Annotated in this window: 11 protein-coding genes and 3 tRNA genes; 8 read left to right on the forward strand and 6 right to left on the reverse strand. The window is 64.1% G+C overall.

Going from position 1 to position 12,422, the window contains the following annotated elements; all coding sequences use genetic code 11:
- Positions 1 to 41: 41 nt before the first annotated feature.
- From L6D75_RS09900 to rluD, 6 genes are all read right to left on the reverse strand, one after another.
- Positions 42 to 117, reverse strand: a tRNA-Lys gene (locus tag L6D75_RS09900).
- A 6-nt stretch (positions 118 to 123) separates the two neighbouring features.
- A tRNA-Pro gene (locus L6D75_RS09905) sits at positions 124 to 200 on the reverse strand.
- Between the two features lie 4 nt (positions 201 to 204).
- Positions 205 to 280, reverse strand: a tRNA-Asn gene (locus tag L6D75_RS09910).
- Between the two features lie 453 nt (positions 281 to 733).
- Positions 734 to 3,298, reverse strand: coding sequence for an ATP-dependent chaperone ClpB (gene clpB / locus L6D75_RS09915; RefSeq protein ID WP_176513862.1), 2,565 nt, complete (start codon positions 3,296 to 3,298; stop codon positions 734 to 736).
- A gap of 228 nt (positions 3,299 to 3,526) precedes the next feature.
- A complete protein-coding gene (pgeF, locus tag L6D75_RS09920; protein ID WP_176513860.1) occupies positions 3,527 to 4,267 on the reverse strand; it encodes a peptidoglycan editing factor PgeF in 741 nt (246 codons plus the stop codon).
- Positions 4,264 to 5,226 carry a 23S rRNA pseudouridine(1911/1915/1917) synthase RluD gene (gene rluD, locus L6D75_RS09925; protein ID WP_176513858.1) on the reverse strand — a complete coding sequence of 321 codons (963 nt, stop codon included), beginning with the start codon at positions 5,224 to 5,226 and terminating at the stop codon, positions 4,264 to 4,266. Before rluD ends, pgeF begins: the two co-directional genes overlap by 4 nt.
- A 147-nt stretch (positions 5,227 to 5,373) precedes the next feature.
- Between rluD and L6D75_RS09930 the strand changes: the two genes are divergently transcribed.
- The 8 genes from L6D75_RS09930 (at position 5,374) to L6D75_RS09965 (ending at position 12,409) form a co-directional block, all read left to right on the forward strand.
- A complete protein-coding gene (locus tag L6D75_RS09930; RefSeq protein WP_176513856.1) occupies positions 5,374 to 6,393 on the forward strand; it encodes an outer membrane protein assembly factor BamD in 1,020 nt (339 codons plus the stop codon).
- A 93-nt stretch (positions 6,394 to 6,486) separates the two neighbouring features.
- On the forward strand, positions 6,487 to 6,714 hold the full coding sequence (locus tag L6D75_RS09935; RefSeq protein ID WP_176513854.1) for a PP0621 family protein: 228 nt from the start codon (positions 6,487 to 6,489) through the stop codon (positions 6,712 to 6,714).
- 242 nt (positions 6,715 to 6,956) lie between these two features.
- Entirely contained in the window at positions 6,957 to 7,721 is a 765-nt protein-coding gene (locus tag L6D75_RS09940; protein WP_176513852.1) for a FadR/GntR family transcriptional regulator, read from the forward strand.
- A 90-nt stretch (positions 7,722 to 7,811) separates the two neighbouring features.
- Positions 7,812 to 9,014 (forward strand): ABC transporter substrate-binding protein, encoded by a 1,203-nt coding sequence (locus L6D75_RS09945; protein WP_176513850.1) that lies wholly within the window; start codon positions 7,812 to 7,814, stop codon positions 9,012 to 9,014.
- Between the two features lie 65 nt (positions 9,015 to 9,079).
- Entirely contained in the window at positions 9,080 to 9,940 is an 861-nt protein-coding gene (locus L6D75_RS09950) for a branched-chain amino acid ABC transporter permease (protein ID WP_176513848.1), read from the forward strand.
- 2 nt (positions 9,941 to 9,942) lie between these two features.
- Complete coding sequence (locus tag L6D75_RS09955; RefSeq protein ID WP_176513846.1) at positions 9,943 to 10,962, forward strand: branched-chain amino acid ABC transporter permease; 1,020 nt, start codon at positions 9,943 to 9,945, stop codon at positions 10,960 to 10,962.
- Entirely contained in the window at positions 10,962 to 11,714 is a 753-nt protein-coding gene (locus L6D75_RS09960; RefSeq protein WP_176513844.1) for an ABC transporter ATP-binding protein, read from the forward strand. The genes L6D75_RS09955 and L6D75_RS09960 overlap by 1 nt, the downstream gene beginning before the upstream one ends.
- Entirely contained in the window at positions 11,714 to 12,409 is a 696-nt protein-coding gene (locus tag L6D75_RS09965; RefSeq protein WP_176513842.1) for an ABC transporter ATP-binding protein, read from the forward strand. Before L6D75_RS09960 ends, L6D75_RS09965 begins: the two co-directional genes overlap by 1 nt.
- Positions 12,410 to 12,422: the final 13 nt, after the last annotated feature.

Genomic DNA, 12,422 nt, shown 5'->3' on the forward strand with positions numbered 1-12,422 from the left:
CAAAAGAAAAAGGGCATCTCTTTCGAGATGCCCTCTTTACATGGTGGGTCGTGTAGGATTCGAACCTACGACCAATTGGTTAAAAGCCAACTGCTCTACCAACTGAGCTAACGACCCTGAAAATGGTCGGGGTGAGGGGATTCGAACTCCTGACATCCTGCTCCCAAAGCAGGCGCGCTACCGGACTGCGCTACACCCCGAGATTGGCTCCGCGACCTGGACTCGAACCAGGGACCCAATGATTAACAGTCATTTGCTCTACCGACTGAGCTATCGCGGAACTGAACTTCGGTACAACTTCGAAGGCTGTGTTAGCTTCGAACTCTTTAGCTTCTTCGCTTTCGCTTTGTCGCTGCTGAGGCCGGCTATTCTACATTCTTCGTTTTGCTTGTCAACCCCTTTTTTTCATTCAACTTACTGATTTGTAAGTTGTTTTGCGATCACCGTTGTTGCTGGTGATTCGCTTAGTGGCTGACAACGCGGCGTATATTAGGGGCACTCGATTTTAGATGCAAGCAAAAATTTCAAAATTTTCAGCAAGTTATCAAAAAAGGTTGGGAGGCCCAGGTTTTGCGGGGTTTGGGCGGACCCCTTCGCCGGCAAGCCGGCTCCCACACTGACCGCAGCTCGGCTTCGAAAGCATGTGGGAGCTGGCTTGCCGGCGATGGGGCCCGGCCCATTCAGGCAAAAAAAAGCCCCGCAGAAGCGGGGCTAGTTTTTTCAAGCAGCGTTATCAGGCAAACACGATGTCCTCGCCTTGCACCGTGGCAGTGATCGCCGAACCCGGCAGGAACTTGCCAGACAGGATCAGTTGCGCCAACGGGTTCTCGATCCAGCGCTGGATTGCCCGCTTCAGCGGCCGTGCGCCGTACACCGGGTCGTAACCTACGGCAATCAGCTTGTCCAACGCCTCCGGGCTCAGGCTCAGCGACAGTTCGCGCTCCAGCAAACGGCTGCGCAGGCGGCCCAGCTGGATCTCGGTGATACCGGCGATCTGCTCGCGGCCCAGTGGCTCGAACACCACCACTTCGTCGATACGGTTGATGAACTCCGGACGGAAGTGCGCACCCACCGCATCCATCACCGCCGCACGCTGTGCCTCGCGGTCGCCTGCCAGTTCCTGGATCTGCGCCGAGCCCAGGTTGGACGTCATCACGATCACCGTGTTGCGGAAGTCCACCGTGCGCCCGTGGCTGTCGGTCAGGCGGCCGTCTTCCAGCACCTGCAGCAGCACGTTGAACACATCCGGGTGGGCTTTTTCCACCTCGTCCAGCAGCACCACCGAGTAAGGCTTGCGCCGTACCGCTTCGGTCAGGTAACCGCCCTCTTCATAACCTACATACCCTGGTGGGGCGCCGATCAGGCGAGCCACGGAGTGTTTCTCCATGAACTCGGACATGTCGATGCGCACCATGGCCTCTTCGGTGTCGAACAGGAACTCGGCCAGCGCCTTGCACAGCTCGGTCTTGCCCACCCCGGTCGGGCCGAGGAACAGGAACGAGCCACTGGGCCGGTTCGGGTCGGACAGGCCGGCACGCGAACGGCGCACGGCGTTGGCCACGGCAGTCACGGCTTCGTTCTGGCCGATCACGCGCTGGTGCAGCAGGTCTTCCATCTTCAGCAGCTTCTCGCGCTCGCCTTCGAGCATCTTGGCCACCGGGATGCCGGTCCATTTGGAAACCACTTCGGCGATTTCTTCCTCGGTCACCTTGTTGCGCAGCAGCTGGTTTTCCGTCTTGCCGTGCTGGTCGACCATCTGCAGGCTGCGCTCCAGGTCCGGGATCACCCCGTACTGCAGCTCGGCCATGCGGTTCAGGTCGCCTTTGCGGCGGGCGGCGTCCAGCTCCTGGCGGGCCTGCTCGATCTTTTGCTGGATCTGCGCCGAGCCCTGCACTTCGGCTTTCTCCGAGGCCCAGATTTCTTCCAGGTCGGAGTATTCACGCTCGAGCCGCTCGATTTCCTCGGTGAGCTTCTCCAGGCGTTTTTTCGCGGCCTCGTCTTCTTCCTTCTTCAGCGCCTGGGATTCCACCTTCAGCTGAATCAGGCGACGGTCGAGGCGGTCGAGCACTTCCGGCTTGGAGTCGATCTCCATGCGGATGCGGCTGGCCGCTTCGTCGATCAGGTCGATGGCCTTGTCCGGCAGCTGGCGGTCGGTGATGTAGCGATGGCTGAGCTTGGCCGCAGCAATGATCGCGCCGTCGGTGATGGCCACCTTGTGGTGCACTTCATAGCGCTCTTTAAGGCCACGCAGGATGGCGATGGTGTCTTCCTCGCTCGGCTCTTCCACCAGCACCTTCTGGAAGCGGCGCTCCAGGGCTGCGTCCTTCTCGATGAACTGGCGGTACTCGTTGAGCGTGGTGGCACCGACGCAGTGCAGCTCGCCACGGGCCAGGGCCGGCTTGAGCATGTTGCCGGCGTCCATGGCGCCTTCGCCTTTACCGGCGCCGACCATGGTGTGCAGCTCGTCGATGAACAGGATGATCTGGCCTTCCTGCTTGGACAGCTCGTTGAGCAAGCCTTTGAGGCGCTCTTCGAACTCGCCGCGGTACTTGGCACCGGCGATCAGCGCACCCATGTCCAGCGCCAGCAGGCGCTTGCCCTTGAGGCCGTCGGGTACTTCGCCGTTGATGATGCGCTGGGCCAGGCCCTCGGCGATGGCGGTCTTGCCCACGCCGGGCTCACCGATCAACACCGGGTTGTTCTTGGTACGGCGCTGCAGCACCTGCACGGTGCGGCGGATTTCGTCGTCACGGCCGATCACCGGGTCCAGCTTGCCCTCTTCGGCGCGCTTGGTCAGGTCGACGGTGTACTTGTCCAGCGCCTGGCGCGATTCCTCGGCGTTGGCGTCATTCACCGCCGCGCCGCCGCGCAGGTTGTTGATGGCGTTTTCCAGGGCCTTCTTGGTCACGCCCTGGCTCAGCAGCAGTTTGCCGAGCTTGCTGTTTTCATCCATGGCAGCCAGCACCACCAGTTCGCTGGAGATGAACTGGTCGCCCTTCTGCTGGGCCAGGCGGTCGGCCTGGTTGAGCAGGCGCGCCAGGTCCTGCGACATGTTCACGTCGCCGGTGGGGTTCTGGATTTTCGGTAGTTGGTCGAGTTCTTTGACCAATGCCTGGCGCAGGCCGTTGATGTCGAAACCGACTTGCATCAACAGGGGCTTGATGGAGCCACCCTGCTGCTCGATCAGCGCCTGCAGCAGGTGCACCGGTTCGATGGCTGGGTGGTCCATGCCAACGGCCAGGGATTGGGCATCGGATATTGCAAGTTGCAGCTTGCTGGTCAAACGGTCTATTCGCATGGGGATACCTTCCTGTAAGGGCAGGTCGGAGCGATGGACAGCACCTTTAATGAAGAAACCTGCCTGAGATGACCTTATAGATAAGGTTGATTCTGGAAGATTCAAGCGTAGCGGGGTTGACTGGGGTCAGCTTGATGGATTAGCGGGGGCTTCATCGCGGATAAATCCGCTCCTACAGTACCGTGGTGTTTGTAGGAGCGGATTTATCCGCGATAAGGCCGGTACAGGCTAGCGAGGATCCAGCCAGACGAGCGAAGCAAAACGCCCGCCCTGCGGGGTACGGCGATAGGAAAAGAACCGTTCATCCGAAACCGTGCAATAACCACCACCATAAACGGCAGTCACCCCACACGCCGCCAGGCGAATGCGCGCCAGCTCATAGATGTCGGCCATCAGCTTGCCCGGCCGCTCGCCGTCGACAAACGCCCTGGCCGCCTCGGGGTGCACCGCTGTGAAGGCATCGCGCACTTCCAGCCCCACCTCGAACGCCTGCGGGCCGATGGCCGGGCCCAGCCAGACCAGCACCTCTTCAGGCGCCACGCCCAGGCGATCGAAGGTGGCTTCCAGCACGCCACCGGCCAACCCGCGCCAGCCGGCATGGGCGGCTGCCACACGGGTACCGGCGCGGTCGCAGAACAGCGCAGGCAGGCAATCGGCAGTCATCACGGTGCAGGCAATGCCAGGCTGGTCGGTCCAGCTGGCATCGGCTTCGGCCACAACGGCAGGGTTGGCGTCCGCCACCACCAGCCCATGCACCTGCTTGAGCCAGGCGGGCTGGATGGCGAACTCGCCACTCAGGCGCTGGCGGTTCTCGGCGACCGCGGCCGGGTCATCGCCCACGTGGTCGCCGAGGTTGAAGGTTTCGTAGGGCGGCAGGCTGATGCCGCCCTGGCGGGTGGTGACACAGGCGCGTACCGAGGCCGGGGCCGGCCAGTCGGGGAACAGCAGCGACTGCGTCAGGCCACTCATCCGATAAACGCCTCGCGGTCCTGGTTCAGCAGCGACAACAGCCAGGTGAAGTCGTCCGGCAGGGGCGAGGCCCATTCCATGCGTTCACCGGTGGTCGGGTGGTCCAGTGCCAGGAAACGTGCGTGCAGAGCCTGGCGCGGGAAGTTCTTCACCGCCTCGACCATGGCCACGCTGGCCGCCGGCGGAATGCGGAAGCGCACGCCGTACGTCTGGTCGCCGACCAGCGGATACCCCACATGCGCCATGTGCACACGAATCTGGTGGGTACGCCCGGTTTCCAGCTTCACCCGCACATGGGTGTGCGAACGGAAGCGCTTGAGCACGCGGTAGTGGCTGACCGCAGGCTTGCCGCCTTCAGTCACCGCCATGCGCTGGCGCACGCCACCGTGACGGCCGATCGGGGCATCGATCTTGCCCCCGGCGATCACCACGCCCACCACGATGCACTCGTAGATCCGGCTGACCGTGCGGCTTTGCAGCTGCTCGACCAGCTTGGTCTGCGCCTGCAGGGTCTTGGCCACCACCATCAGGCCGGTGGTGTCCTTGTCCAGGCGGTGGACAATGCCCGCGCGCGGCACGTTGATGATATCCGGCACATGGTGCAGCAGCGCATTGAGCAAGGTGCCACTGGCATGCCCGGCAGCCGGGTGCACGACCAGGCCGGCCGGCTTGTTGATCACCATGATCTGGTCGTCTTCGTAGACGATGTCCAGCTCGATGTCTTCGGCCACCCACTCGCCCTGGGCCTCTTGTTCGGCCTGCAGAACGAGCAGCGAGCCGCCATGGACGGTATCTCGAGGGCGCACGACCGCACCATCGACCGTCAGGCGGCCCTCTTTGATCCACGAAGTAAGCCGCGAACGCGAGTACTCGGCGAACAATTGGGCGGCGACCTGGTCGAGGCGTTGACCGCCCAGTTCGGACGGTACCTCTGCGCTAAGTTGAATGATCTCGGACATGCTCGATTCGGCGGGCGTACAGCCTTTGGTTTCGGCTGCACGCTTGTGGTTAAATACGGCTTCTTTTGTCCCGGGGTTGGCCGGGGCGCTCATCATAACAGGACGGCACCGCCCAAGACAGCGGCCGTCAAAGGGACGCAAGCCGCCATGCAAGTGAAACACCTGCTGCTGATCGCCATCCTCGGGCTCACCGCGGCCTGTTCCTCCAATAAGGAAGTCATCGACGAGAACCTCAGCGAGGCCGAGCTGTACCAGCAGGCCCAGGCTGACCTGGACAACTCCAGCTACACCAGTGCGGTGAACAAGCTGAAGGCCCTGGAGTCGCGCTACCCGTTCGGCCGCTACGCCGACCAGGCGCAGCTCGAGCTGATCTACGCCAACTACAAGAACTCCGAGCCCGAGGCTGCCAAGTCGGCTGCCGAGCGCTTCATCCGCCTGCACCCGCAGCACCCGAACGTCGACTACGCCTACTACCTCAAGGGCCTGACCTCGTTCGACCAGGACCGTGGCCTGCTGGCGCGCTTCCTGCCGCTGGACATGACCAAGCGTGACCCAGGTGCCGCCCGCGACTCGTACAACGAGTTCGCCCAGCTCACCAGCCGCTTCCCCAACAGCCGCTACGCGCCCGATGCCAAGCAGCGCATGATCTACCTGCGCAACCTGCTGGCCGCCTACGAAATCCACGTGGCCGACTACTACCTGGGCCGCCAGGCCTACGTTGCCGCCGCCAACCGTGGCCGCTACGTGGTCGAGAACTTCCAGGAAACCCCATCGGTCGGCGACGGCCTGGCAGTGATGGTCGAGGCCTACCAGAAGATGCACCTGGACGAGCTGGCCAACACCAGCCTGGAAACCCTCAAGCTCAACTACCCCGACCACCCGAGCCTGGTCGATGGCCAGTTCCAGCCCAAGCAGACCGAGTCCGATGGCCGCAGCTGGCTGTCCAAGGCCACCCTGGGCCTGATCGAGACCGACGCACCGCTGCCGCCGGGCGAAACCCGCGCCAACCAGGACGTGGTCAAGCAGTTCCAGGACGCCCGCTCGGAAATGCCTGAATCGCTGCTGCCCAAGGACGAGAATGGCGACCCGATCCTGCCGGAAGGCCCGAAAGAGGCCGAGAAGGACCGTTCGTGGTTCAGCTACATGACCTTTGGCCTGTTCGACTGAGCCATGCGTCACTAGAAAGGGAGGCCCCAGGCCTCCCTTTTTTATTGGCGGCGTCCTAGACTGACGCCTTCATCACTCGACAAGCTGGACACCATGGTTCGCCTACTTTTCTGGATCGCCCTGATCGCCGCCGCGTTCTGGCTGTGGCGCAAGTTCAAGATCAGCCAGCAGTCGCACGCCGAGCCCAAACTCGACGCGCCCTTGCAGATGGTGCGCTGCGCCCATTGCGGCGTGCACCTGCCCAATGACCGGGCGCTGCACCGCGGTAACGAGTGGTACTGCAGCCCCGCGCACCTTGAGCAAGGGCCCGGGCGCCACTAAGCCTCCCCTCACTCGCTGTAGGAGCGGCCTCGTGTCGCGAAAGGGCTGCGCAGCAGCCCCAGAATCTATGCACCACCGCAAAATCCTGGGGCTGCTACGCAGCCCTTTCGCGACACAAGGCCGCTCCTACACGTTTGCGACCTAATCGTTCCATTTACGACCCCTCCCCCGCGCCAGCATTGACCCACCCCGGCAAAATTCGCTAAATCCTATTTATCCGCATAAATATGAAAAATAGCGAAATGCTCAAACCCAAACGCAAGCGCCAGAAGCTTTCAGACATGATCGTCGAATCGGTCAAGCGCTCGATCGTCACCGAAGCCTTGCACCCCGGCGACCGCCTGCCCACCGAGCGCGAGCTGATGGAGCACTTCGAATGCTCCAAGGGCACCGCCCGCGAGGCGCTCAAAGCCCTGGAAGTCGAAGGCCTGGTCAGTACCCGCACCGGCCCCAGCGGCGGCGCCTACCTCGCCGAAGTCGGCACGGAACCGGCCAGCCGCGCACTGCGCAACTACCTGCACTTCCAGCACCTGGACGGCGAGCAGGTGTACCAGCTGCGCAAGGTCATCGAAGTGGAGCTGGCGGTATCGGTGATGGGCCAGCTCAGCGAGGCGGACTACGCCGCGCTGCAGGCCAACATCGACTTCTGCAGCACCCCGGAAGACAGCGAGCAAGGCCAGCGCGAACAGCGCCTGGCGGAGCTGGAGTTCCATACCCTGCTGGCGCACCGCTGCCCCAACCCACTGCTGCGCTTCATGGCGGTGTTCCTCAACGACCTGCTGCGCGACCTGGTGGTGCTGAAAAAGGCCTACCTGCCCAAGCGCCAGCAGTTCGCCGCCGCCAACATCGACTACCACAAGCAACTGATGCTGGCCCTGCGCGCCAGCGACGAGCCCGCTGTACGCCGGCTGATGCACGAGCACATGTGCGACGCCGAGCACCACATGACCGCCCTTGAAGGCGAGGTCGCCCGCCACTTCCTGCTGGAGTTCGAACACAACCACTGATCCGCCTGTACAGAGGCCTGCACACAGGCCCGGCCGTACCCGCTTTGTCATTGCCACTCCTGCCTAATAACCACAACCAAGGAGTTACCCATGCAAAGACGTACCCTGCTCAAGGCAGGCCTTGCCCTGGGTGCCTTAGGTAGCCTCCCCTTCGGAGCGCACCGGGCATTCGCCAACGAACCGCTGACCTTCTACGGGCTCAAGTCCATGTCCGGTGCCTTCGCCAGCTATGGCAAGTATGCCGACATGGGCTCGCGCCTGGCCATCGCCGAATACCCACAGCTGCTCGGCCGCCCGCTCAAGTACAAAGTCATCGACACCGAAGGCAACGCCGGCAAGGCGGTGCGCAAGGTACAGGAAGCCATTGGCCAGGATGGCGCGCGCTTCTTCCAGGGCTGCACCCTGTCGTCCTCGGCGCTGGCGGTGTCGAAGGAAATCCACAAGGCCGGCGGCGTGTTCATGACCCCGGTCGGCGCCGACGAAATCACCGGCAAGGACTGCAACGCCTCGACCTTCCGCTGGTCGGTGCCCACCTACGGCGCCATCCGCGAGACCCTGGTGCCGATGATTCGCCAGCTGCCCCAGGCCAAGCGCTGGTACACCATCACCCCGCAATACGTGTTCGGCGACGCCCTGCTGGACAACGCGCGCAAGGTGTTCGCCGAGTTCGGCGTGGAACACATCGGCAACAGCTACCACTCGCTGCAGGAGCAGGAGTTCTCCGGCTACCTGACCAACGCCATCGCCGCCAAGCCCGACGTGCTGGTGCTGCTCAACTTCGGCAGCCAGTCGTCCAACGCCCTGCGCCAGGCGGTGAACTTCGGCATCAAGGAGCGCATGAAAGTGCTGCTGGTGTGGTCGGCCGGGCTCGACCAGTTCCAGGAGCTGGGCAGCGACGTGCTCGAGGGCGTGTACCTGGGCGCGCAGTACTGGCACCAGGTCGACACGCCGCTGAACAAGCAGTTGGTGGCGGCCACCCGCAAGGCCTACGGCATCAACCCCAACTACCCGCTGGCGGCCGACTACATCGGCACCAAGGTCATGCTCGAGGCCATCGGCAAGGCTGGCAGCTTCGAGGGCGCCGCCGTTTCCGCCGCCTTGCAGGGCATGCACTTCCAGGGCCCGACCGGCGATGAGCTGATCCGCCCCGGCGACCACCAGGTGATGAAGGATTACTACCTGCTGCGCGGCAAGCCCCAGGGGCAGATGCGCGACGAAGACGACCTGGCCGAAGTGATCAGCGCCGGCCGCTCGTTCGTCGAGGTCGACCACACCGGTTGCGCCCTGGCCTGAAGCCGCGGCGTTAGTCAAACACACCCGTACAGGCAGCCGCACCGCGCGCTGTCGAGGGCACGCTCATGCTCGATTTGTACCTGTTCCAACTGCTCAACGGCCTGGGGCTGGGGATGATCTACTTCCTCATCGCCGTGGGCCTGACGATCATTTTCGGCCTGCTCAACTTCGTCAACTTCGCCCATGGCGCGTTCTTTTTGCTCGGCGCCTACCTGTGCTACACCGCCGTGGCCATCACCGGCAACTTCTGGCTGGCGCTGCTGATCGCGCCGCTGGCCGTGGCGGCACTGGCCTGGGCGGTGGAGCGCCTGTTGATCAAACGCATCTACCACCTGCCGCACACCTTCCAGATCCTCGTCACCCTGGGCATAGCGCTGATCATCCAGGAGGCCTCGGTGCTGATCTGGGGCCCGGTGGGCAAGAACATCGCCGTGCCGCCCGAGCTGCGCGGGGTGCTGATCATCGGCGACTTCATCTACCCCTACTACCGGCTGTTCCTGATCGGCTTCGCCGCGCTGATCGGCGTGGGCCTGTGGTTGCTGCTCGAGCGCACCCGCTTCGGGGCCCTGGTGCGTGCCGGCAGTGAAAGCACCGAAACCGTGTCGCTGCTGGGCACCAACATCTTCCGCCTGTTCTCCCTGACCTTCGCCCTGGGCGTGGGCCTGGCCGGAGTCGCCGGGGTGCTGTTCGCCCCGCTGCGCGGCGCCCAGCCGTTCGTCGGCCCGGAAATCCTCGGCATCGCCTTCGTGGTGGTGGTGATCGGCGGCATGGGCTCGTTCGGTGGCGCCCTGGTGGGTGGCCTGCTGGTGGGCGTGGTGCAAAGCATGATGACCAGCCTCTGGCCGCAAGGCGCCAGCCTGATGATCTACGGCGCCATGGCGGCGGTGATCCTGGTACGTCCCTACGGCCTGTTCGGGAGAGCATGACAATGAGCGAGAAAAATCCATTGCCCGTGGCCAAGGGCCGCGCGCCAGCCCTGCTGTTGCTGGTGGTCGCAAGCCTAGTGGCGCTGCCGCTGGTGCTGCCGTCGGCCACCCTGGCCACCGAGATCCTGATCTTTGCCCTGGCGGCGCTGGCCTGCAACCTGCTGCTGGGCTACACCGGCCTGCTGTCGTTCGGCCAGGGCATCTTCTTCGGCGTGGGCGCCTATGGCGCGGCGCTGCTGATGATCCACCTCAAATGGGGGATGTTCGGCGCGTTGCTGGGCGCAGCACTGTTCGGCGCCTTCCTCGCCTTGCTGGTGGGGGCCTTGGCGATCCGCCGCAAGGGCATCTACTTCGTCATGCTGACCCTGGCCTTCAGCCAGATGGCCTACTTCCTGGCCTACACCCTGAGCAGCTGGACCGGCGGTGACAACGGCCTGCTCGACGTGCCGCGGCCGAACATCGAGATCGCCGGCCACGTGCTGGTCGACCTGGGCGACCCTCGGCACTTCTACGTGTTCGTCGCGGTGCTGTTCCTGCTGATCTTCGCCGGCGCCCTGCGGGTGATCCGCTCGCCCTTCGGCAGCACCCTGCTGGCCATTCGCGAGAACGAAACCCGCGCCGCCGCCATCGGCTACGACACCCGCCACTTCAAGATCCTGGTGTTCATGCTGTCCGGCGCCATCACCGGTATCGCCGGGGCGCTCTACGCGATGCTGCTGCACTTTGCGCCGCTGTCGAACATCGACCTGATGATGAGCGAGAACATTCTGATCATGACCATCGTCGGCGGCACCGGCTCGCTGTTCGGCTCGTTGCTCGGTGCCGGCGCCATCGTGGTGCTGGGCGATGTGCTGTCGGAGCTGTGGCCACGCTGGCTGATGCTGCTGGGGGCGATCCTGATCCTGGTGGTGGTGTTCATGCGCGGTGGCCTGTGGGGCGGCCTGGCCGACCTGGGCAAACGCCTGCAACCCTCGCGCCGGGCCGCCGCCAAAGCGCCCGCCAAGAGCAAGGAGACCCTGTGATGAGCGACTACCTCCTGCAAACCCGCAACCTCGAGCTGGCCTACGGGCCGTTCAAGGCCGTGGCCGGCGTCGACCTGAACGTGCGCGCCGGCACCATCCACACGGTCATCGGCCCCAATGGCGCCGGCAAGACCAGCCTGTTCCACTGCCTGACCGGTGAACGCCAGGCCACCGCCGGCAAGATCCTGCTCAACGGCCAGGACATCATCCGCAAGCCGTCCCACGGCCGGGTGGCGCTGGGCATGGCCCGCTCGTTCCAGCTCACCAGCCTGTTCCAGAACCTCTCGGTGCGCGAGAACCTGCGCCTGGCCGCCCAGGGCCGCGACGGCCTGGGCGCGCTGAACTTCTGGCGCAGCGTGGAGCACAAGCGCAGCCACTGGGACACCGCCGACCAGGTGCTCGAACGCCTGAAACTGACTGCCCGCGCCGACACCCTGGCCGGCGAGCTGTCGCACGGCCAGCAACGGGTGCTGGAGGTGGGCATGTCGATCTGCGCCAAGCCCACCTTGCTGATGCTCGACGAGCCCACCTCGGGCATGGGCATCGACGACATCCCGGTGATGACCGCGCTGATCAGCGACCTGGGCCGCGACCACACGGTGCTGCTGATCGAGCACAACATGAGCATCGTCATGTCGATCAGCCAGCGCATCACCGTCATGAGCCACGGCCAGATCCTGGTCGAGGGCACCCCGGAACAGGTGCGCAACGACGAGCGCGTGCGCACCGCCTACCTTGGAGAGGCCGCCTGATGCTCAACGTCGAATCGATCCATTCCTACTACGACAAGAGCCATGTGCTCGAAGGGGTTTCGCTGCAGGTGGGCGATGGCGAGCTGGTGACCCTGCTGGGGCGCAACGGCGCCGGCAAGACCACCACCCTGCGCAGCATCCTCGGCATCGTCCGGCCGCGCCAGGGGCAGATCAGCTTCAACGGCCAGCAGCTGGTCGGCCGCGAGATCTTCGATATCGCCCGCCAAGGCATCGCCCTGGTGCCCGAGCATCGCGGCATCTTTCGCCAGCTCAGTGTCGAGGAAAACCTGAAGATTGCCGTGCGCAAGGACAGCCGCTGGCAGCTGGAGGATGTGTACGGCATGTTCCCGCGGCTCAAGGAACGCCGGCGCAACGGCGGCTTCGCCCTCTCCGGCGGCGAGCAGCAGATGCTGGCCATCGCCCGCGCGCTGCTCAACGACCCCAAGCTGCTGATTCTCGACGAGCCCACCGAAGGCCTGGCGCCGGTGATCGTCGACGAGCTGGTGAAGATTTTGCGGCGGATCAAGGGCGAAGGCCTGTCGATCTTGCTGGTGGAGCAGAACCTGATGGTCTGCGACGCCCTCGCCGACCGCCATTACGTGCTCGAACAAGGCCGCGTCGCCTACCAGGGCAGCGCCGCCCAGTTCCGCGAAGACCCGAGCATCAAGAACCGCTACCTGGCCCTGAGTGCCTGAAAGGAGAATGCCC

This window comes from Pseudomonas faucium (genome assembly GCF_021602585.1).
Classification (GTDB): domain Bacteria; phylum Pseudomonadota; class Gammaproteobacteria; order Pseudomonadales; family Pseudomonadaceae; genus Aquipseudomonas; species Aquipseudomonas faucium.